Genomic DNA, 21,166 nt, shown 5'->3' on the forward strand with positions numbered 1-21,166 from the left:
GACGCGGCCGCTTCCAGACGTCCTTGGCCGGATCGACGACCGCGCCTTCGGTCGCCACCACGCGGTCGAAGAAGGCGCTGAACTTCGGCAGCGTCTCCTTGCTGAATTTCGGTCCCATGACATCGGCGAAGCGCCAGACATCCTCTTCGGCATCGGCGATAGCGCGCTTTTCCATTTCGGGCGTGCGCGTCACTTGCAGGGTCAGCACCTCGCCGAGTTCTGCCTTGGTCTCGGCCGAATCATTGGCCGGCGGCGGCGGCAGGATCATCGTCAGGTCGATGTCCTTGTTGGTGACGAAGGGCTGGGCGTCCTCGGCGCGGACTGCCGAGGAGGCGACAAGAAGCAGCACTACGGCTGCAAGCGGCGCAATCTTTTCATGAGGACGATCCTTTGAGGTGAGCCAACGCAGGATCGCGATGCGCAATGACAGCCATGTGACACGGCCGGATCAAAGCCGTCCCGAAATTGAAAAGGGGGCCTTTGCGGCGCCCCTCGATCGCGGTTCAGTGCGCCACTTCGGCCCACACCTTGCGCTTGGTCAGGTAGACCAGCGCGCCGAACAGCAGCAGGAACGCCAGCACGCGGAAGCCGGTCTTCTTGCGCTCTTCGAGATGCGGCTCGGCGGCCCACATCAGGAACGCCGACACGTCGCGCGAATATTGGTCGACCGTCTGCGGCGAGCCGTCGTCATAGGTCACCTGGCCGTCGGAAAGCGGCTTCGGCATCTTCAGCGACACGCCGGACAGGAAGTATGGATTGTAGTGCGTGCCTTCGGGGATCACCATGCCGGCCGGCGGCGTCTGGTCGTAGCCGGTGAGCAGCGAGTGGATGTAGTCCGGGCCGCCCTGAGCATACTGGGTGAAAACGTCGAAGATGAAACGCGGAAAGCCGCGCTCGACGCCGCGCGCCTTGGCGAGCAGCGACATGTCGGGCGGAGCGGCGCCGCCATTGGCGGACGCGGCGGCCTGTTCGTTCGGGAACGGCGACGGGAAGTGATCCGACGGCTTGCCCGGGCGGTCGAACATGTCGCCGGCATCGTTCGGGCCGTCATGGATGGTGTACTCGGCGGCAAGCGTCTTGACCTGCGCTTCCGAGTAGCCGAGGCCTTCCAGCGTGCGGAACGCCACCAGGTTCATCGAGTGGCAGGCCGAGCAGACTTCCTTGTAGACCTTCAGGCCGCGCTGCAGCTGGGCCTTGTCGTAGGTGCCGAACGGCCCGGCGAAGCTCCAGCTCATTTCCTTCGGTTCATTGATCGGGAAATGCGTCGGGGCCGCCGCGTTGTGTTCCTCTTCGGCGGCGATGGCAGCGGTGCCCGCGACCACCAGGCCAAGCAGCGCCAGCGCGGTGAGAATCTTCTTCATGCCAAATCCCCTCAGATTCTCAGCCCTTGGTTTCCGGCGCGCTGACCGCGCCTGCCGGATGCCCGCCGGCTCCCTTGTTTTTCTTTTCCAGCACCGCCTCGGTGATCGAGTTCGGCAGCCGCCGCGGCGTCTCGATCAGGCCGAGCACCGGCATCACGACCAGGAAGAAGGCGAAGTAGAACAGCGTCGCCATCTGCGCCATGAACACGTATGAGCCTTCCGCCGGCTGCGAGCCCAGCCACCCGAGCAGGATGGCGTCGGCCACGAACAGCCAGAAGAACAGTTTGTACCAGGGCCGGTAGACCGCCGAGCGCACCTTGGAGGTGTCGAGCCACGGCACCAGGAACAGCATGGCGATGGCGCCGAACATGCACAGCACGCCGCCGAGCTTGGAGTTGATCGGCCCGATGTTGAAGGTGATGGCGCGCAGGATCGCGTAGAACGGCAGGAAGTACCATTCCGGAACGATGTGGGCCGGCGTCTTCAGCGGATTGGCGACCGTGTAGTTGTCCGGATGGCCGAGGTAGTTCGGCAGGTAGAAGACGAAATAGGCGAAGAAGAACAGGAACACGATCATGCCGAACGCGTCCTTGATGGTCGCATAGGGCGTGAAGGCGACGGTGTCGGTCTTCGACTTGACCTCAATGCCGGTCGGGTTCGACTGGCCGACGACATGCAGCGCCCAGACGTGCAGCACGACGACGCCGGCGATCATGAACGGCAACAGGTAATGCAGGGCGAAGAAGCGGTTCAGCGTCGGATTGTCAACGGCGAAGCCGCCGAGCAGCAGTTCCTGGATCCAGTTGCCGACCAGCGGGATGGCGCTGAAGAAGCCGGTGATGACGGTGGCGCCCCAGAAGCTCATCTGTCCCCAAGGCAGCACATAGCCCATGAAGCCGGTCGCCATCATCAGGAGGTAGATGATGCAGCCGAGGATCCAGAGCAGCTCGCGCGGCGCCTTGTAGGAGCCGTAGAACAGCCCGCGAAAGATGTGGATGTAGACGGCCACGAAGAAGAACGAGGCGCCGTTGGAATGGAGATAGCGCAACAGCCATCCCGAATTCACGTCGCGCATGATCTTCTCGACCGAATCGAAGGCGAGTGCGGTGTCGGACGTGTAGTGCATGGCCAGCACGATGCCGGTGAGGATCTGCGATACCAGCATGATCGACAGGATGCCGCCGAACGTCCACATGTAGTTGAGGTTGCGCGGCACCGGATAGGCAATGAAGCTGTCATAGACAAGCCGGGGAAGCGGCATACGGGCGTCGAACCAGCGTCCGAGACCCGTCTTCGGTGTGTAGGTGGAGTGTCCCTCGCTCATCGAAATATCCCCCTGCCTCAACCGATAAGGATCTTGGTATCGGAAATGAATTTAAACACCGGGATCGCCATGTTCTCCGGCGCCGGGCCTTTGCGGATGCGGCCGGCGGTATCGTACACCGAGCCGTGGCACGGGCAGAACCAGCCGCCGAAATCGCCTTCCTGGCCGAGCGGGATGCAGCCGAGATGGGTGCAGACCTGCACCATGACCATCCAGGCTTCCTTGCCGGGCGTGGTGCGGTTGGCGTCGGTCGCCGGCGCATCGGCCGGCAAGTTGGCATTGCGGGCGATCGGATCCTTGAGATCGTTGAGGCTAACCGCCGCGCCGTCCTTCATTTCCTTGTCGGTGCGGTTGCGCACCACGACCGGCTTGCCGCGCCACTTGACGACCAGCGAGCTGCCGGGCTGCAGCGAGGAGACATCGACCTCGACAGAAGCCAGCGCCAGCGTCGAGGCATCCGGCTGCATCTGGTCGATGAACGGCCAGGCGACGGCCCCAGCGCCGACCACGCCGGCCATGCCGGTGGCGATGTAGAGAAAATCGCGACGGTTGGGATCGTGGATGTCGGTTGCGCTCACGGGTGCCTGATCCTTTCGCCTCTTTCCGTGCCGGCGGCCGAGCCTTGTCCCCGCTCAATCGCGCCGGCCCGACAGCGCATGGCGAACAGGCTAGCGAATTCCTCCGGCATTTGGAGGTTCGGTTTATGCGTGAAGCCCGTTTTTGTCCAGACGCGTGGAGGCACAAGGGCACATTGTCGCGGGCACATGCCGCGGCCCGCGCAACGGCTTGATGATCGGGCCGCCGAACAGCGCTAAATAGCGCTAACTTCAGCGGTAAATCAGAACTCCGCTTGCCTCGACAGCGGCCGCCGGCCCGGTCTATTGTCGAGCCATGGCGCATATCATCGACCGCGACAAATGGGCGAGCACGCCCGACCGTTGGCAAGGCGAGCTGCAATGCGGCGCATTTGGCTCCAACTCCTGCCTGATCTTCAATTATCAGCCCGAGATCGGCGGCGGCCCGCGTCTGCATAAGCATCCTTACGCGGAGATCTTCGTCATCCGTTCCTCCACCGGCCTGTTCACGGTCGGCGATCGGCAGATAACGGCCACCGCAGGCCAAATTCTGATCGTGCCGGCCGACACGCCGCACAAATTCACCAATCTCGGCCCCGGTCCGCTCGAGACCACCGACATCCACGAGAACGGCAGCTTCATCACAGAATGGCTGGAGTGATGCGGCTTATTCGAGAGACAGGCCCTGTCCGCGGACCGATTCCCGCCTAGTTCTGTCGGTCGGAGCGATCGGACAGGTGAAGGCCGGGCGGATGGAAACTTCCAGCATCGAGGTTGAAGGACTGACCATTGCGATCCGCGAAGCCGGACCACGGGATGCGCCCGGCCTCGTGCTGCTCCACGGCTGGCCTCAAAGTTCCCATGCCTTCGAGAACGTGATCGGTCGGCTGGCCACCGATCAGCGCGTGATCGCGCCGGACCTGCCGGGTATAGGCGGCTCGCAAGGCACGCGCAAAACCGGCGAGAAAGCCTATCTGGCCAGGGTGATAGCGGCCTTGATTGACGCCTGCGGCCTGCGACAGGTCATAGTGGCCGGCCATGATGTCGGCGGCCAGATCGTCTTCGCGCTTTTGCGCAACCATCCGGAAATCCTCTCCGCCGCCGCGATCATGGATGTTGTCGTTCCGGGCGTGGCGCCGTGGGACAAGGTCATCCGCAATCCAAACCTCTGGCATTTCGCGTTCCACGCGGTTGCTGCTCTCCCGGAACTGCTGGTTGGGGGTCACGAGCGCGCCTATTTCGACTTCTTCTTCGACACCCTTTCGAAGGAGAAATCCGCTATCCCGGCCGAAGCAAGAGACATCTACGCCAAGGCCTATTCGCGGCCGGAAAGCCTCAAGGCCGGCTTCGACTGGTACCGCGCCTTTTCCGAGGACGCCAAGGCCAATGCCGTTCCGCCGGCAAGCCCGATCGACACGCCGGTGCTCTGCCTCAGGGGCGCTGCCGAGACCGGCGAGATCAGCGATTACCTCAATGGCTTGAAGGCCGCCGGCCTCTCCAATGTGGAAGGCGACATCATCCCCGATAGCGGGCACTTCGTCGCCGATGAGAATCCCGGAGCGCTCGCCTTGCGCCTGGCGCGCTTTCGGAAGGAAGTCAGCGCCTAGCTGGCGCCGAGCCTGACCAGCACCGCCCGCGGGATGTCGTATTCGCGGATCACGGCGTCGTGCTTGCGCAGCCCGCAGAGTTCGCGCTGGATGAAATAGGCGTGGACGGCCGCCGCAGCTTCCTTGAGCAGCCGGTTGCGATCCCTGCCTTCCCCATTTTCGCGCAGCTTCGTCAAGGCCTCTTCGACGCGCTGGCCGGCGCGACCGAGGGCGGCGGCCTTCTCGGCGAGTATTTCGTGGCCGAGCAGATCGAGAGCGCTTTCCTGCGCGCCTGACCGTCCGAAATTGCTGGGCATTCTGACCGACATGGCTGCGTTTCTACTCCGCCGGGCGCGTCTCTTCCAGCGCGCTTTCCTCATTGAAGAGGAAGCCGCCGGACTGCCGTTTCCAGAGCCGCGCATAAAGGCCGTCCAGCGCCACCAGCTCGTCATGCGTGCCTTCTTCGACGATGCGGCCGCCGTCGAGCACGACCAGCCGGTCGAGCGCTGCGATGGTGGAAAGCCGGTGGGCGATGGCGATGACGGTCTTGTTCTCCATCAGCCTTGCCAGGTTTTCCTGGATCGCCGCCTCGATGTCGGAATCGAGTGCCGAGGTCGCCTCGTCTAGGATGAGGATCGGCGCATCCTTGAGGAAGAGGCGGGCGATCGCCACGCGCTGGCGCTGGCCGCCGGAGAGCTTGACGCCGCGCTCGCCGACATAGGCTTCGTAGCCAAGGCGCTCGCGATTGTCGCGCAGCCCCATGATGAAGTCATGCGACTCGGCTTTGCGCGCCGCGGCGATCACCTCAGCGTCGGCAGCGTCCGGCATGCCGAGCTTGATGTTGTCGCGCAGCGAGCGGTGGAACAGCGCCGTGTCCTGGCTGACCACGCCGATATTGGCGCGCAGCGAATTCTGCGTCACACGGGCGATATCCTGGCCGTCGATCAGGATCCTGCCGCCCTCGAGGTCGTAGAGGCGCAGGATGAGATTGGCCAGCGTCGTCTTGCCGGCGCCGGACGGACCGACCAGCCCGACCTTCTCGCCTGGACGCACGACGAGGTCGATGCCTTCGAGGACCCCTGCCCCTTTCCCGTAGTGGAAGGTGACGTTCTTGAGGTCGATGCGGCCACCGGCGACCACCAGCTCCTTGGCATCCGGGGCGTCGGTCAGGCCGAGCGGCTGCGAGATCAGCGCCTTGGAATTTTCCAGCACGCCGAGGTTCCTGAGGATACTGTTGAGCTGCATCATCAGCCGTCCCAGCAGCATGTTGAGCCTCAGCACAAGCGAGAGCGTGAAGGCGACGGCGCCGACGGTGATCGAGCCTTCCACCCACAGATAGACTGCAAAGGCGGCGATCGCCGTGATCATGATGCCGGAAAGCGTCGTCAGCGCCACGCGCACGCCGGTCAGCCGCCGCGTGAAGGGCCGCAGCGCATCGAGATAGATGTCGAAGCCGTTGCGGATGTAGCGGTCGTCGCCGTCGGCCGCGAACAGCTTCAGCGTCTGCACATTGGAATAGGAATCGACGAAGCGGCCGGTGATCATCGAGCCGGCCTCGGCGGTCGCCTCGGCATGCTTGCGGATTGCCGGCAGATGGAGCCTGGCCAGCCAGCCGAAGGCGACGATCCAGATCACCACCAGCGCCGCCAGCCTGAGGTCGAGGCCGGCGACCAGCGCTAGCGTCGTCACCGTGTAGACGATCATGAACCAGACGACTTCGATGAAGCTTTCCATGAGGTCGCCAGTGGCCTGCCCCGCCTGCCAGACCTTCGTGGCGATACGCCCGGCGAAGTCGTTTTGGAAGAAGGCGTAGGACTGGCGCGAGACATGCCGGTGCGCCTGCCAGCGCACCAGGCTGTAGAAGCCCGGCGTGATCGTCTGCTCGTCGACCAGCGCCGAAAGGCCGACCACCAGCGTGCGGATGATCAGCACCACCGCGCCCATGAACAGCAGCTCCGGCCCGGCGGCTGCCCACAGCGCGTGCCAGCTGCGTTCGCCGGGAAGCTGGTCGAGGATATCGACCAGCCGTCCGACGAAATAGAACAGCCCGGCCTCGACCAGCGGCGCGATGCCGCCGATGATCAGCATGGCGAAGAAGGCGAGCTTCGCTTGCCCGACATAGTGCCAGAGGAAGCCGCCGACGCTGGCAGGCGGACGAAGATTCGCCGGCTCGCGGAACGGGTAGACCCAGCTTTCGAACCAGCGATAGACGGCCTTCATCATTCCGCGGCTTCACCTTTCGTCGGCAGATCGTCGGCCGCCTGCTTTTCCTCGAGCAGGAAGCCGCCCGACTGGCGCCGCCAGAGTTGGGCATAGAGCCCGCCCTTGGCGATCAACGCTTCATGCGAGCCGTCCTCGACGATGCGGCCCTTGTCCATGACGACGAGCCGATCCATTGCCGCGATAGTCGACAGACGGTGGGCGATGGCGATGACCGTCTTGCCCTGCATGAGCTTGTAGAGGTTCTCCTGGATGGCGGCCTCCACCTCCGAATCGAGCGCAGACGTAGCTTCGTCGAGAATGAGGATCGGCGCGTCCTTCAGCATAACGCGGGCAATGGCGATGCGTTGCCGCTGGCCGCCGGACAGCTTCACGCCGCGCTCGCCGACGAGCGCCTCATAGCCGCTTTGTCCATGCGGATCGGTCAGTCCCGCGATCACATCGTCGATCTGCGCGGCCTCGGCGGCGCTGAACATCGCCTCGTCGCTGGCGGACTGGCGTCCATATTTGAGGTTCTCGCGAACGGATCGATGCAAGAGCGACGTATCCTGATTGACGAAGCCGATCGCCGCGCGAACGCTTTCCTGCGAGACGTTGCGGATGTCCTGTCCGTCGATCAGCACCTTGCCGTCCTGCACGTCGAACAACCGCAGCACGAGATTGACCAGTGTCGACTTGCCGGCCCCGGAACGGCCGATCAGGCCCACCCGCTCGCCCGGCGCGATCTTCAGCGACAGATTGTCGATGACGCCGCCTTTGCCGTCCTTGCGCCAATAGTTGAAGTTCACCTGCTCGAACTCGATGCCGCCGGCTTTGACCACGAGGGGCGGCGCGTCCGGTTGGTCCTGCATGGTGATGGGGCGCGCGATCGTCGTCATCGAATTGCTGGCGACGCCGATCTGCCGGAAGATGTTGGCGCCGACATCGAGGATCCTGCCGGAGATGTTGGCGATCTGCAGCGCGAACGGTATCGCCGTCGCCACGGCCGCCGTGGTCATGGCGCCGGCGTTCCAGCCGGCCAGCGCCAGCCAGCTCATGGCGATAAGCAGCGCAGCGTTGAGGACGAACAGGGCCGACCACATCAGTGTGAAAACGCGCATCAGCTGGTAAAACGTGTCGGCGTGCTCGACGACGGCTTGCGAGACATATTTGTCTTCGTGCTCGCCGGTCGAGAATGTCTTGAGCGTCAGGATGTTCGTGTAGCTGTCGACCATGCGGCCGCTCACCTGCGACCACCGCTCCGATAGTTGGGACGAGCGCTGGGTGATCCTCGGCATCGCAAACCAGAAGATCATGCAATAGAACACCAGCCAGGCCGCCACCACAGCCAGAAGAAGCGGGTCGAGCCGCGCCAGCACAACAATGGCGACCGCGACGAAGACCAGCGCGTACCAGACGGCATCGACGGTGAGATTGACGCTCATCTCCACCGAGTCGCCGCTTTGCATGACCTTCGTTCCGATGCGGCCGGCGAAGTCGTTCTGGAAGAATGACCAGTCCTGACGCACGACATGCCAATGGCTTTGCCAGCGGATGAGGTCGATGAGGTTCGGTGCGACGGCGTGGTTGCGGATGAGCGCGTCGATAACCATGGACAGCGGACGCAGCAGCACGACGATCGCCATGATGACGAGCAGCGGCCCATGCGCGGCGAAGAAATCGCCCGGCCTGGTGTTGGAGAGCAGGCCCACGATCAGGCCGACGAAAATCGGCAGCATCGCGTCCACTATTGCCGCGACGGCAACGATGATCATGCGCAGCCAATAGGCGGCGCGAAACTGTCTTATGAAATACCAGTAGAACCGCCAAAGTCCCATTGGCGGCTGCCTGTCTTCGGCCAGCGCCACCGGCGAATAGTGGCTTTCGAACCAGGTGAAGATGCGGTCGAACATTTTTCTCTCGTAGATGCCGGAACCCCGCCGGCACCCAATTTGGTCCCCGGCAGGCCTCTGACAGGTCGTGGTTACGCCCGGGATCGATTCCCCGCAATTGCCGTAACCTTGATGCCAGTCGCGATTGCGTTACTCCGCCGCCATCTCGGAGTGAGACCCTTTGGCATCGGACTCAGCCTGCGCATCATCGAGGAGGAACCCACCCGACTGGCGCTGCCAGAGCTGGGCATAAAGGCCGCCCTTGGTGACAAGCTCTTCGTGCGAGCCTTCCTCGATGATGCGCCCCTTGTCCATGACGACGAGCCTGTCCATCGCAGCGATGGTCGACAGCCGATGCGCGATGGCGATCACGGTCTTGCCTTGCATCAGTTTGTAGAGGTTCTCCTGGATCGCCGCCTCGGCTTCCGAATCGAGCGCCGACGTCGCCTCGTCGAGGATGAGGATCGGTGCGTCCTTCAGCATGACGCGGGCAATGGCGATGCGCTGCCGCTGACCGCCGGACAATTTGACGCCGCGGTCGCCGACATGTGCATCGAATCCCTTGCGACCGTTATGGTCCGAAAGCGCGCCGATGAAATCGAGCGCCTCCGCCCGCCGGGCCGCCTCGATCAGCATCTCGTCGGTGGCGTCAGGGCGCCCGTAGAGGATATTCTCCCGCACCGACCGATGCAGCAGCGAGGTGTCCTGCGTCACCATGCCGATCTGCGCGCGCAACGAATCCTGCGTTACCCCGGCGATCTCCTGGCCATCGATGAGGATCCTGCCGCTTTCCAGGTCGTAAAAACGCAGCAAAAGGTTGACCAGCGTCGACTTGCCGGCGCCGGAGCGGCCGACGATGCCGACCTTCTCGCCGGGTTTCACAGTGAGCGACAGGTTCTCGATGACGCCCTTCTGCTTGCCGTAGTGGAAGCGGATCTCCTCGAAACGGATCTCGCCCTGGCTGACGGCGATGTCGCTGGCGCCCGGGCGGTCCTCGACCAGCCGCGGCAGCGAGATCGACTGGATGCCGTCTTGCACCGTGCCGATATTCTCGAACAGGCTCGACATCTCCCACATGATCCACTGCGACATGCCCCACATCCTGAGCACCAGGCCGATAACCACGGCGACTGCGCCGATCGTCACCGCCTCGCCCAGCCATAGCCACAGCGAGATCGCCGTCACGGAAAACAGAAGCAGCGAATTCAGGATGTAGAGCATCCCGTATAACTGCGTCACCAGCCGCATCGAGCGGTAGACCGTATCGAGGAAGCTCGCCATGCCCTCCCTGGCGAAAGTTGCCTCGCGGCGGGCATGCGAAAACAGCTTCACCGTCTGGATGTTGGTGTAGCTGTCGACGACGCGGCCGGTCATGGTCGAGCGCGCATTGGCCTGCTCCTCGCCGACCTTGCCGAGCTTCGGGATGAAAAAGCGCAAGAGCCCGATATAGCCGACCAGCCATACACCCAAGGGCACAGCCAGTCGCAAGTCTGCCGAGCCGACGATGAACAGCATGCTGAGGAAGTAGACGACGACATAGTTTAGGACATCGATCAGTTTGATGACGCATTCGCGCACGGCAAGAGCGGTCTGCATCAGCTTGGTGGCGATACGGCCGGCAAACTCGTCCTGGTAGAAGGCCATCGACTGCTTGAGCAGGTAGCGATGCACCTGCCAGCGGATGCGCATGGGATAATTGCCCATCAGCGTCTGCTGGTTGAGCAGCGAATGCAGCCATACCGTGCCCGGCAGCGCGAACAGCACGATGAAGGCCATGCCGGCGAGTTTCCAGCGCTCCGTCTCAAGGAAGGTTTCGCGGTTCTGCGCCGACAGCCAGTCGACGATGCGGCCCATGAAACCGAACATCCACGCTTCGGCAAGGGCTATCGCTGCCACAAGCACGGCATCGACGAGGATATAGGGCCAGGCCCCGCGCGTGTAATGCACGCAGAAGGCGACCAGCGTCTTCGGCGGCTCGACCGGCTCCGCGGCGGGAAACGGATCGAGCCTCTTCTCAAACCAGCGGAACATTCGAGGCACTCGACGGTCTGTGCGCTCACGCGGCGCGGGGTTGATTGGTAAGGCCGTTCGGCCGCACGGCGCCGCGGGCCGGCGATACGGAATTGTCCGTATCGCCGGCCCTGCTTCGCGCAATATAGGGTGTCGCGGGCTTTTCGCCGACAGGCTTGCCAGAGGATCCTGACGACAAGCTGTCGCCGGCGCTGGTTTTGCCGGGCCGGACCATGCGGATGATCCGGCGCACCAGCGAGGGTCGGCCGGGATCGGGCACCGCGCGCGAGAAGTCGACGTCCGGCAGCATGCCGCGATGCGGACGCCGGCGCGTCTCGGCGTGCACCGCCGACGAGTAAGTCTCGCCGATCAGCAGCGCCCAGGTCGCCACCTTGCGCTCATGCAAGCTTCTTGAACCCGGTATCTTAAAGGGATCGAACATCGGTCCGTCCTCCATGTGCAAATGCGTTAAAAACGGTGATGCGAGCTCGACCTCCGGCATTCGGCCGGAGGGACGCGACGCAGTCCCGACATGACGGCAAGCGTCAGTCCCGACATGACGGCAAGCGTCGGTGTCGACACGTTCAGGTGGGGCGCAGCGCCGCTTTGGCAGTTTGAGAAACATCGCAAGATTCCTTCGAAGGCCGAAAACTGGGTTCGGCGGGAATCGGTGCGATGAGGTCTTAAAGTGTCAGAAGAATCGTCGTACCGAAACCGCCGTTGGGCATACGTGGGCCCCAAAGAGGAGCTGCCCGGAGAAGGGCTGGAAGTGCATGGTCATCATGTGGTCCCTCTCCTTCGGTTCGGGTTGACGATGATGGGCGTATACTCGACTTCGCAGAAAATGGCCACCCGCCAGTCTAGAAATCGCCAAAAGCCGGAGCCGCCTGTGGCCGTTCTGCCACTTATTAGAAGGATGCGGAAATGAACGACCGTCTCCGCATCGGGCTCTACCAACCGGATATCGCCGGCAATACCGGGACGATCCTGCGCTTCGCCGCCTGCCTTGATCTTGGCGTCGACATCATCGAGCCGGCCGGTTTCCCGCTCTCCGATCGGGCGCTGAAACGCGCCGGCATGGACTATCTCGAAATGGCGGCGCTTACCCGCCATGCCGACTGGCACGCCTTCGAGGAATGGCGCCGAACGAACGCGCGCCGTCTTGTGCTGCTCACGACCAAGGCCGAGACCGCCTACACGCAGTTTGCTTTCGCCGCCGGCGACGTCCTTCTGTTCGGCCGCGAATCCGCTGGCGTGCCGGAAGAGGTTCATCAGGCGGCGGACGCGCGACTGACCATTCCGATGCGGCCGGGCGCCCGCAGCATCAATGTCGCGCTGTCCGTCGCGATGGTCGCGGGCGAAGCGCTCCGCCAGCTCGGATAGGCTGCTCAAGCCCTGCTCGTCGTCGCGAACGCCTCCCACTTGCGGCGTCAGTCTCACCCAGGCGCACATCGCCTTCTCCTCAATTTGCCTTGTCAGGCTTTCCTCGCTACAAGCTCAACCTAACTTGAGGTCAAGCGGAAAGTGCGAGATGGCTCCGGTGAAGGAATTGACGGTCGGTCAGGTGGCGATGCGCAGTGGCGTCGCGGTCTCGGCGCTCCATTTTTACGAAGGGCGCGGGCTGATCCGCAGCCATCGCACCGCGGGCAACCAACGGCGCTACGGCCGCGACGTGCTGCGACGGGTGGCGATCATCCGCGTCGCCCAGGAGGTCGGCATCTCGCTCGCCGAAATCGCCGCCGCATTCCACTCCCTGCCCGAGGGCCGCACGCCCACGCGCGAGGATTGGAATCTGCTTTCAACGGCTTGGCGCGACGGCCTCGATCATAAGATCGCCCAATTGAAGAAGCTGCGCGACGGCCTGACCGACTGCATCGGCTGCGGTTGCATGTCGATCGACAAATGCCCGCTTCGGAACAAGGAGGACCGACTGGCCAGAGAGGGAACTGGAGCGAGACGGCTACTGGTGCCCTGAGGATTTTTCAATCCGCCGCCGGCAGCCGTCGCATGGTGAATTCGATGACGTCGCCCGGGCGCTCGAACCAGCTTTCGATCTCGGTCCAATAGGCCTGCTTGGGAAAGCGCTCGAACCATTCCTTGGCTTTGAGGCGCGCGGCCGGCCGCGGCAGCACGAAAGTCTCGCGCAAAAATCCGTCGCGCGGCTCTCTTTCGCGCTCGGCCCGTGAGCGCTCCAGCCTCTTCTTCAAGCCATCCAGCGGCGGTCTTGCCGGGGTGCGCACGAGCAAACTCCTTGCACCTTGGTCAGACAGGACTTGACCCTTGCCCTTAAGAGATTAGGGATCGCGCGCAGAAAAAACGAGTCATTTGTCGGGCAAGCAGCCTGGACTGGAGACGGAATTGGAACGACCCGACATTGCGGTGGGCCTGCCTGACGACATCGAGCAGAAGAAGATGAAGGCCCGCCTCTGGTTCGAAGCGCTGCGCGAGCGCATCTGCGCCGCCTTCGAGCAGATCGAGCAGGAACTCACTGGATCGCAATCGGCATGGTCGCCCGGGCATTTCGAGCAGACGCCGTGGGAGCGCGACGACGGCAAAGGTGGCGGCGGCACCATGTCGATGATGCGCGGCCGCGTCTTCGAGAAGGTCGGCGTGCATACCTCGACCGTCCACGGCGAATTCTCTCCCGAATTCCGCAAGCAGATCCCGGGCGCCGACGAGGATCCGCGCTTCTGGGCGAGCGGCGTTTCGCTGATCGCGCACCCCTGGAACCCCAACGTTCCGGCCGTGCATATGAACACACGCATGGTCGTGACCACCCGCCACTGGTTCGGCGGCGGCGCCGACCTGACGCCGGTGCTCGACCGCCGCCGTACCCAGGACGATCCCGACACGATCGCCTTCCACCGCGCCATGCAGTTCGCCTGCGAGAAGAACGCCGGGGTGGCCGACTATCCGAAATTCAAGGCGTGGTGCGACGAGTACTTCTTCCTGCCGCATCGCAACGAGGCGCGCGGGGTCGGCGGCATCTTTTTCGACTGGCTGCATTCCGATGAGGGCAAGGGCGGCTGGGACGCCGATTTCAATTTCGTCCAGGATGTCGGCCGCTCTTTCCTCGTCGTCTATTCCCATCTGGTGCGGGGCAATTTCAACCAGAACTGGACCGACGGCGACCGCGAGGAACAGCTCGTCCGGCGCGGCCGTTACGTCGAATTCAATTTGCTTCACGATCGCGGCACCATCTTCGGCCTGAGAACCGGCGGCAATGTCGCCTCGATCCTCTCCAGCCTGCCGCCCGAGGTAAAGTGGCCGTAAAAATCCGGTGAGCGGAAGGCCAGCCGCATTGCTGTCCCATTCGCCGAATTTTGACCGGCAATGTGGCAGGGGCGATTTCTTTTTCGTCTAATATCCTTTTGAAAAAATTGATTTATTTAACGTGCCGGGTCGGGAAGCGCCGGCGGCTCGTCACTGCTACGAGCCGCGACCCGACGCGTCCGGACGGCCCTGATCGAGCGGAGTGCCTTCCCAATGGTGCCCGCATCCCAGGAGAACATCCTATGCGCAAGCTTATTGTGACGGCGGCAACCGCCGCCTTTCTCGCCTCCGGTGGCGCCGCGTTCGCCGCGGTCAAGCACACCACGGGAACAGTGAAGAGCTTTGATGGACCGGCCATGAGCCTTGTTCTGGACAACGGATCGACCTTCACGCTGTCCAAGGCCTTCAAGGATCCGGGCATCAAGCCGGGCGAGAAGGTTCGCGTTTCCTGGGATATGAGCGGCAAGAACAAGATTGCCGAGGCTGTCAAGATCATGAAGTGACGGCCTCCAATTGCAGAACAGTTGAAGCGGTTTCCGCCGGAATTGCGTCAAAACAAAAAGACAGAGCGGTTCATCGTTTGACGGAAACCAGGTGGCAACGGGCGGAGCAGCAATGCTCCGCCTTTGATTTCGCGCGGAGACCGTGAAAAAACAATTCGCCACCGGCTCCAATGCAACCGAAGCCGGCGACATGTGTTATGGTTTTCCACCGGGGCAATTTCAGGAAAATGCGATGCTGCTTTCCATGCGGAATTGCATGACAACAAGGAGCGGAATCAGGGCTCCGGACCTAGGAAAGGAAAAACCATGAAGGAGTTCCAATGCGGGACACTCGTCCCGGGCTGCGATTGGCACACGCGCGCCGAGGAGGAAGCCGAGGTCATGCGCCGCGCCGTCGAGCACATGCGTGAAACCCATGGCGAAACCACCATCCGCGAGACCATGATCGAGGCGATCCGCTCGCGCATCCAAAAGGTCCGCGACGCGGCCTGAGGCATCGGGTGCCGTTTTCGGACGACCATTGGCAAAGCCGGCGAGTTGGATGCAGCATCCGGCGCGTCTCGCTTCGTTTGCGTCTGATCGCTGGCAACGGCCTGGCTTCGCCGAATTCAAGCAAAAACTTATGTTCGTACCGGCTTGGATAACCCCGCGGTAACGGTCTCCATGCGATCGTCGCGCATGATCCGGCGACCGCGGCTGCCCGAGGAGCCGTCCGCCACAAGGCGCGTCTGGATCCGGTGGGCGAGGTGCTTCGCGCATGCGCGAAAGATCCAACAGACGAGACGGTTTCGGCGCAGCCGCACTGTTGCTGTGCCTAGTCGTTGGCGCCTCGCCGTCGATGGCCCAGGAAATGACCACGTCCCTCGTGAACATCCACCAGGGGTCATGGCTCAGCGACCGCGCCAGAGCTCTCGGCAATGGCGGCTATGAGCTGCAGGACGGGAGCTGGGTTTCGTTCAATCGTTGGTACCACAGCGATTGGGTCGACATGCACGTCGACTTCATCACGCAACTTACCGAAGACAGCGGCTTTCTGTGGGGAGTGGGAACCGGGGAACAAGCCGAGAAGTACCGCATCGCGCCGAGCCTCAAGCTCGGTTTTCTCACCCAGACCCATCCGAGCCTCAACAGCACTCTCTCCCTTTCCGTTACCTCGATCTTCGGCGGCAACCTGAGCGAAAAGCCCTGCGTGGCCGACTACGGGGATCTGGGCACCTACAGCGTCAACTGCCGGCTTGCGGCCGGGGAGACGGCGCCTGAGGACACGCTGAAATATCTGGTTAACGCTACCCCCGAAAGGCTGCGCCTGTGGCTCAACTACCGTGTTACTTTCTGATCGCCGGGATGCCGCGCATGAGAAATCTTCCTGCTCCCGAACTTCGCGATCGTCCGTCCTCGTTCCTGCTTTGACCGGGAGTAAGACCATGTCTGGTAATTTCTGGAAGCTCGGCATTGCCGCGGCACTGACCATTCTGCCGGCATCCATCGCGTCGGCGCAGGAAGCTCTCGACGCGGACCAGGCGGCCGCGCTGTGCCACGGCGGCGGGTCCATATGCGTAAGCGCAAAGATACCGGTTGCGCGAACGACACAAGCGGTGCAGAGCTGGATGAGCCCCGATGTCGGCGCCGCGTGGGCGGCTGGCTACAAGGGCAAGGGCGTCACCATCACCATCGTCGACGACTTCAGCAGTTCATCGCGCTTCTCTGGCAATTTCGGCATCGGCACGCAATATCAGCGGCACGGAGAGTGGACGCGCGAAGAAGCAAGCATGATCGCTCCTGCGGCGACCATCCGCTCCAAGGACTTCTCGACGGGTTCGGCCGTCCCGCTGGCAAGTGGCCGCAACGTCCTCAACCTCAGCTACGGCATGTACGCGAACGCGGGTTACAGCGTGAACCAGATCCGCTGGGCCCCGGAGGAGCAATCGATCATCTCCTACGCCAGCAAGGGATCGGCCATCGTCTCGAAAGCGGCTGGCAACGATTCGGTTGCGGTCGGCGGCGTCACCAGCGGCCAGCAGGATTATCTCGATCTCGCTCTGATCGGCAAACCGACGGCGATCTTTGTTGGCGCGCTGTCCACAAACGGCACGGCGTCAAACAAGGCTCAGCTTGCCTGGTATTCCAATTACGCCGGCTCCGACCCGACCGTGCAGAGCCATTTCCTGGTGGTCGGCGTCGAAGGCGACAAGACCGGCCTTTACGGCACGTCGTTCGCCGCGCCTATCATCTCCGGATATGCCGCAATAATCGGCAGCAAATTCACCAAGGCGACCCCGGTTCAGATCACCAACGACCTGCTCAACACGGCTCGCACCGACACGCTGGTCAACTACAACCCCTCAGTCTACGGCAAGGGCGAGGCAAGCCTTTCGCGTGCCCTGGCCCCGGTGGCGATACGCTGAGCGGCGCCACGATTTAGGGACTCATCTAAGCCTCGAGTGCCTGCGCGGCGCGTTTGAGCAGCGCGCCGCGATCCATGGCGAATGCTGAATCCACCCATTCCCTTTCGAGGTTCTTCAGCGTGGCGCCAAGCTTCGGGCCGGGCGCGGCGCCGAGTTCGGTCAGGTCGGCCCCCTTGATCGGAAAGCTCGGCTTTTGCCATTTCAAGGCGAAGCCGAGCAGGCGCGAGAAACCGCCGGCTTCCATCATCGCCCGATCGTCCTCGATGGCCCGTGTCCGCGCGGCGGCGAGCGCGAGCCGCAGCCGATCGACGAAGCCTTCGCGGTCGCCAAAATAGAGCTTTTTCGACAATTCCGTCTCGGTCGTCTTGGGTTCAGTCGGAACCGTCAGTGCCCAGTGTCGCAGGCGCTCCCCCTCGTCGGTCGAAAATCTCAGCCTTTCGGCAAGCGTCTTCATGCGCGCGGCATCCGGCGGAACGACGGCCTCCAGCCTGAGCAGCGGATCGGCATCCCAGCCGAGATCCTTTTCGGTCCTGACCAGCCCGTGGATGGCGTCGATGCCCCATTTCTCGCTCTCCGGCAGCACGGCGGTGAGGACGCCGGCCTGACGCATCCACAGCAGGGCGCGCGAGGGGTCGGGCGCCGAAAGCAGCTTCTTCAGTTCGGACCACACGCGTTCGGCCGAAAGCCTGCCGAGCCCGTCCTTCAGCCTGGCGCAGGCCTTCAAGCCCTCGGCGTCGGGCCGGCCATCGCCATACCAGGCGAAGAAGCGGAAGAAGCGCAGGATACGCAGATAATCCTCGCGGATGCGCGCTTCCGGATCGCCGATGAAGCGCAGCCGCCGCGCCTCCATATCGGCGACGCCGCCGACAAGGTCGACGATGGCGCCGTCGGCTTCGGCATAAAGCGCATTGATGGTGAAGTCGCGCCGCGCGGCGTCGGCCTTCCAGTCGCGCCCGAAGATGACTTTCGCCCGCCGACCGTCGGTCTCGATGTCGGCCCTGAGCGTCGTGACCTCATAGGCCTTGCCGCCGGCGATTGCCGTGACGGTGCCGTGCTCGATCCCTGTCGGCACGGTTTTGAAGCCGGCGGCCTGGGCGCGGCGGATCGTGTCCTCGGGCACCGTCGTGGTGGCAATGTCAATGTCGGCGACCGGCTGGCCGATCAGTGCATTACGCACCGCTCCACCGGCCACCCGCGCCTCCTCGCCGCCCTCCTTCAGCGCGGCAAGCAGCTTCTGCAGATGCTTTTCGCCCAGCCAATCGGCCCTGCCCGAGAGAGACACCTCAGCGCTCACGCATAGAGCCTTTCATAGAGTGTGCGGATGATGCCGGCGGTGACGCCCCAGATCCGCTGGCCGTCATAGGGCATCTCGTAGAAGAACCATTCGAGGTCGTTCCACATGCGGCTGTCGCGCGCGTGGTTGACAGGGTCCATCAGGAAGCGCAGCGGCACCTCGAAGGCGGCGTCGACCTCGTCGGCGTTGAGCATCAGCGAAAAGCCTGGCCGCACCACCGAAAGCACCGGCACGATGCGGTAGCCGCTGCCGGAGACATAATCGGGCATGCGGCCGACAATTTCGATGTGATCGCGGTCGAGGCCGATCTCCTCGAATGTCTCCCGCAGCGCTGTGGCCTCAGGGGTGGGATCGGTCGGATCGATGGTGCCGCCGGGAAAGGCGACCTGGCCGGAATGGCTGCGCAGCTTCTCCGCCCGCTTGGTGAGCAGCACCGTGGCGCCGTCGGCGTGATCGATGACCGGGATCAGCACCGCTGCGTCGCGCAGCGGTTTTATGTGCTTCAGCCTGGGATGCCCTGGATTGAAGCGGTGGTCGCCGGACTCGTCGCCGGATTGGACCTCGGCCTGCGCCGCTGCGCGGGCGCGAAAATCCGCGATCGAGAACGGCACCGGAGCCACCTGGTCCATCACGCGCTTAGCCGGTCGAGCTTTTCGGCCGGCATGATCGGATAGACTTCGCCGCCGGAGCGGACGGCGAACATTGTCCTGCCGCCGACGTCGATCACCTCTCCATGCTCGACCAATTCGTACATCACCGGCCGCGCCACCAAGGCTTCCAGCCGCCCGCGCACCAGCACATAGGGCTTGAGCCCGCCGGTGGTGTCCTCGTCGACGAAGCGCAGCGGATGGCCGGGCCCGGCGGTGACCACGTCCCCGACATTGGTGCGGAACGTGATGACCTGGCCGTAGCCGGTCCCGGACACGTTCATCTCGACGGCGATGAAGGGCGCGTCGGCGACGCGGATGCCGACGCGCTCCACCGGCGTCACCAGATAGGTCTTGCCGTCGGCGTCCTTGCGCAACACGCTGGAAAAGAGCTGCACCATCGGCATGCGCCCGATCGGCGTGCCGAGGTAGAACCAGGTGCCGTCGGCCCTGATCTCCATATCGAGGTCGCCGCAGAAGTCCGGATTCCAGCGCTCCACCGGAGCCGGCCCCTTGCCGGCGCGCGCCGCGCGCGAGATCAGCGCCTCCAGCCCGCGCGCCTCGGTGGCGCTGGTCAGGCCCTTTTCACCGGATTCTGTGCGATGCGTCATGGTCACGAAATAGTCACTGTTGTCCGGATTGTCAGCCTTGTCAGCCCAAGCCTGTGATTTAAGTTCAATCGCAGGCGCCGGGCGAGGCCGAATCGCGGCATTCTGCGAATCGAGAATGCAAGCCGGTATTTCCAACCACAAGGATCGAACGGCATGAGCGTGATGATCAAGGAAAGCCCGTTGAGCGACAAGGCGATGATCGAGCAGGCCGAGAAGGCGCTGTCCGACATCTCCAAGGTCCGCGACGCCGTAGGCCGCGTGATCTTCGGCCAGGAAGCCGTTGTCGAGCGCACGCTGGTTGCGCTGCTTGCCGGCGGGCATGCGCTCCTGGTCGGCGTGCCAGGCCTCGCCAAGACCAAGCTGGTCGAGACACTGGGCATCGTGCTCGGCCTCGATTCCCGCCGCATCCAGTTCACGCCCGACCTGATGCCGTCCGACATCCTCGGCTCCGAAGTCATGGAGCAGGATGAGCTTGGCAAACGATCCTTCCGCTTCCTCCGCGGGCCTATCTTTTCGCAGCTTTTGATGGCCGACGAGATCAACCGTGCCTCGCCGCGCACCCAGTCGGCGCTGCTGCAGGCGATGCAGGAATATCACGTCACCATTGCCGGCGTTCGCCACGACCTGCCCTCGCCCTTCCACGTGCTGGCGACGCAGAACCCGCTGGAGCAGGAAGGCACCTATCCGCTGCCGGAAGCGCAGCTCGATCGTTTCCTGATGCAGGTCGACATCCTCTATCCGGAAATCGAGGCCGAACGCCGTATCCTGCTCGAAACCACCGGCGTCGAGGAGGCCAAGGCCGACAATGTGCTGCAGCCAGCCAGGCTGAAGGAAATTCAGACGCTGATCCGCCGCATGCCGGTGCCCGAAAGCGTCGTCGAAGCGATCCTCAAGCTGGTGCGCTCGGCTCGTCCCGGTCAGGGGATTGCCGACACCGACAAGCATGTCGCCTGGGGCCCTGGTCCGCGCGCCAGCCAGGCGCTGACCCTGTGCGCCCGAGCACGCGCGCTATATGACGGCAGGCTGGCGCCGTCGGTCGACGACATCCGTGCCCTCGCCGAACCGGTGCTGCAGCATCGCATGGCGCTGACCTTCGCCGCCCGCGCGGAAGGCACATCCGTGCGCGACGTGGTGGCGAAACTGGCAAAAGGCATCTGATGGGTCGAATAGGCGAGGTCCAGGCACCGGTTGCGACGCGCGACGCGCTCGCCCGTGGCCGGTTGCGGGCCTCTCTGGTGCCGGATCTGCTGGTCGAGGCGCGCCGCATCGTCAACACGGTGATCGCCGGCTGGCATGGCCGCCGCAAGCGCGGCATCGGCGAGAATTTCTGGCAGTTCCGCCCCTATGTCGAAGGCGATGCCTCGCGCATCGACTGGCGCCGCTCGGCCCGCGACGACCACACCTATGTGCGCGACCGCGAGTGGGAGGCGGCCCATACCGTCTGGCTCTGGTCGGACCCCTCCCCGTCCATGCTCTACCAATCCTC

Annotated in this window: 23 protein-coding genes and 1 pseudogene; 11 read left to right on the forward strand and 13 right to left on the reverse strand. The window is 63.6% G+C overall.

Annotated elements, in window-relative coordinates; translation table 11 throughout:
• The 4 genes and pseudogenes from EOA32_RS14625 to petA all read right to left on the reverse strand — a co-directional run.
• Positions 1-349 (reverse strand): annotated as a pseudogene (locus EOA32_RS14625) (phosphatase PAP2 family protein); the annotation flags it as partial.
• A 154-nt stretch (positions 350-503) separates the two neighbouring features.
• Positions 504-1,361: a cytochrome c1 gene (locus EOA32_RS14630; RefSeq protein WP_128372131.1), complete on the reverse strand. Its 858-nt coding sequence runs from the start codon at positions 1,359-1,361 to the stop codon at positions 504-506.
• A gap of 19 nt (positions 1,362-1,380) precedes the next feature.
• Entirely contained in the window at positions 1,381-2,685 is a 1,305-nt protein-coding gene (locus EOA32_RS14635; protein ID WP_095781279.1) for a cytochrome b N-terminal domain-containing protein, read from the reverse strand.
• Positions 2,686-2,702: 17 nt separating this feature from the next.
• Positions 2,703-3,263, reverse strand: coding sequence for a ubiquinol-cytochrome c reductase iron-sulfur subunit (gene petA / locus EOA32_RS14640; RefSeq protein WP_066994342.1), 561 nt, complete (start codon positions 3,261-3,263; stop codon positions 2,703-2,705).
• A 313-nt stretch (positions 3,264-3,576) separates the two neighbouring features.
• Here petA and EOA32_RS14645 point away from each other — a divergent pair, with 313 nt between their 5' ends.
• Both EOA32_RS14645 and EOA32_RS14650 read left to right on the forward strand, forming a co-directional pair.
• Complete coding sequence (locus EOA32_RS14645; RefSeq protein ID WP_128372132.1) at positions 3,577-3,921, forward strand: cupin domain-containing protein; 345 nt, start codon at positions 3,577-3,579, stop codon at positions 3,919-3,921.
• A 91-nt stretch (positions 3,922-4,012) separates the two neighbouring features.
• A complete protein-coding gene (locus tag EOA32_RS14650; protein ID WP_128372133.1) occupies positions 4,013-4,867 on the forward strand; it encodes an alpha/beta hydrolase in 855 nt (284 codons plus the stop codon).
• Here EOA32_RS14650 and EOA32_RS14655 read toward each other — a convergent pair.
• The 5 genes from EOA32_RS14655 to EOA32_RS14675 all read right to left on the reverse strand — a co-directional run bounded on the left by EOA32_RS14655 (position 4,864) and on the right by EOA32_RS14675 (position 11,389).
• A complete protein-coding gene (locus EOA32_RS14655) occupies positions 4,864-5,175 on the reverse strand; it encodes a DUF6665 family protein (protein ID WP_095830639.1) in 312 nt (103 codons plus the stop codon). The two genes, EOA32_RS14650 and EOA32_RS14655, sit on opposite strands and share 4 nt — an antisense overlap.
• A 10-nt stretch (positions 5,176-5,185) precedes the next feature.
• On the reverse strand, positions 5,186-7,069 hold the full coding sequence (locus EOA32_RS14660) for an ABC transporter ATP-binding protein (protein ID WP_128372134.1): 1,884 nt from the start codon (positions 7,067-7,069) through the stop codon (positions 5,186-5,188).
• Positions 7,066-8,958, reverse strand: a complete 1,893-nt coding sequence (locus tag EOA32_RS14665; RefSeq protein ID WP_128372135.1) for an ABC transporter ATP-binding protein — start codon at positions 8,956-8,958, stop codon at positions 7,066-7,068. The genes EOA32_RS14660 and EOA32_RS14665 overlap by 4 nt, the downstream gene beginning before the upstream one ends.
• Before the next feature lie 129 nt (positions 8,959-9,087).
• Positions 9,088-10,968: an ABC transporter ATP-binding protein gene (locus EOA32_RS14670; RefSeq protein WP_066994328.1), complete on the reverse strand. Its 1,881-nt coding sequence runs from the start codon at positions 10,966-10,968 to the stop codon at positions 9,088-9,090.
• A 25-nt stretch (positions 10,969-10,993) separates the two neighbouring features.
• Entirely contained in the window at positions 10,994-11,389 is a 396-nt protein-coding gene (locus EOA32_RS14675) for a hypothetical protein (protein ID WP_082980461.1), read from the reverse strand.
• Positions 11,390-11,871: 482 nt separating this feature from the next.
• Here EOA32_RS14675 and EOA32_RS14680 point away from each other — a divergent pair, with 482 nt between their 5' ends.
• Entirely contained in the window at positions 11,872-12,330 is a 459-nt protein-coding gene (locus EOA32_RS14680) for a tRNA (cytidine(34)-2'-O)-methyltransferase (RefSeq protein ID WP_066994322.1), read from the forward strand.
• A gap of 148 nt (positions 12,331-12,478) precedes the next feature.
• Positions 12,479-12,922 carry a redox-sensitive transcriptional activator SoxR gene (soxR, locus tag EOA32_RS14685; protein WP_095777293.1) on the forward strand — a complete coding sequence of 148 codons (444 nt, stop codon included), beginning with the start codon at positions 12,479-12,481 and terminating at the stop codon, positions 12,920-12,922.
• A gap of 7 nt (positions 12,923-12,929) precedes the next feature.
• Here the strand turns inward: soxR and EOA32_RS14690 are convergent, their stop codons facing one another.
• Positions 12,930-13,187, reverse strand: coding sequence for a hypothetical protein (locus EOA32_RS14690; protein ID WP_066994316.1), 258 nt, complete (start codon positions 13,185-13,187; stop codon positions 12,930-12,932).
• 118 nt (positions 13,188-13,305) lie between these two features.
• On the opposite strand from EOA32_RS14690, the gene hemF reads away from it, so the two are divergent.
• From hemF to EOA32_RS14715, 5 genes are all read left to right on the forward strand, one after another.
• A complete protein-coding gene (gene hemF / locus EOA32_RS14695; RefSeq protein WP_095830843.1) occupies positions 13,306-14,220 on the forward strand; it encodes an oxygen-dependent coproporphyrinogen oxidase in 915 nt (304 codons plus the stop codon).
• Between the two features lie 242 nt (positions 14,221-14,462).
• A complete protein-coding gene (locus tag EOA32_RS14700) occupies positions 14,463-14,723 on the forward strand; it encodes a DUF1344 domain-containing protein (protein ID WP_128372136.1) in 261 nt (86 codons plus the stop codon).
• Positions 14,724-15,029: 306 nt separating this feature from the next.
• Positions 15,030-15,215: a DUF1059 domain-containing protein gene (locus EOA32_RS14705; protein WP_066994310.1), complete on the forward strand. Its 186-nt coding sequence runs from the start codon at positions 15,030-15,032 to the stop codon at positions 15,213-15,215.
• Between the two features lie 265 nt (positions 15,216-15,480).
• Positions 15,481-16,059: a hypothetical protein gene (locus EOA32_RS14710; protein WP_128372137.1), complete on the forward strand. Its 579-nt coding sequence runs from the start codon at positions 15,481-15,483 to the stop codon at positions 16,057-16,059.
• Between the two features lie 88 nt (positions 16,060-16,147).
• Positions 16,148-17,128: a S8/S53 family peptidase gene (locus EOA32_RS14715; RefSeq protein WP_128372138.1), complete on the forward strand. Its 981-nt coding sequence runs from the start codon at positions 16,148-16,150 to the stop codon at positions 17,126-17,128.
• A gap of 25 nt (positions 17,129-17,153) precedes the next feature.
• Here EOA32_RS14715 and EOA32_RS14720 read toward each other — a convergent pair whose 3' ends face one another.
• Genes EOA32_RS14720 through EOA32_RS14730 form a run of 3 tightly spaced genes read right to left on the reverse strand, consistent with a single transcriptional unit; the run spans position 17,154 to position 19,680 of the window.
• Complete coding sequence (locus EOA32_RS14720) at positions 17,154-18,422, reverse strand: CCA tRNA nucleotidyltransferase (protein ID WP_128372139.1); 1,269 nt, start codon at positions 18,420-18,422, stop codon at positions 17,154-17,156.
• Positions 18,419-19,051, reverse strand: coding sequence for a CoA pyrophosphatase (locus EOA32_RS14725; protein ID WP_128372140.1), 633 nt, complete (start codon positions 19,049-19,051; stop codon positions 18,419-18,421). Before EOA32_RS14725 ends, EOA32_RS14720 begins: the two co-directional genes overlap by 4 nt.
• The gene (locus tag EOA32_RS14730; RefSeq protein ID WP_128372141.1) at positions 19,051-19,680 is read right to left on the reverse strand and encodes a DUF1285 domain-containing protein; all 630 of its coding nucleotides are present in this window, start codon (positions 19,678-19,680) and stop codon (positions 19,051-19,053) included. The genes EOA32_RS14725 and EOA32_RS14730 overlap by 1 nt, the downstream gene beginning before the upstream one ends.
• Before the next feature lie 153 nt (positions 19,681-19,833).
• On the opposite strand from EOA32_RS14730, the gene EOA32_RS14735 reads away from it, so the two are divergent.
• Both EOA32_RS14735 and EOA32_RS14740 read left to right on the forward strand, forming a co-directional pair.
• Positions 19,834-20,838 (forward strand): MoxR family ATPase, encoded by a 1,005-nt coding sequence (locus tag EOA32_RS14735; protein ID WP_095801682.1) that lies wholly within the window; start codon positions 19,834-19,836, stop codon positions 20,836-20,838.
• The coding region (locus EOA32_RS14740; protein WP_128372142.1) for a DUF58 domain-containing protein at positions 20,838-21,166 on the forward strand (329 nt) is incomplete at its 3' end. The genes EOA32_RS14735 and EOA32_RS14740, both read left to right, overlap by 1 nt.

The sequence above is a fragment of the Mesorhizobium sp. M1A.F.Ca.ET.072.01.1.1 genome (assembly GCF_004023325.1).
Lineage (GTDB): Bacteria > Pseudomonadota > Alphaproteobacteria > Rhizobiales > Rhizobiaceae > Mesorhizobium.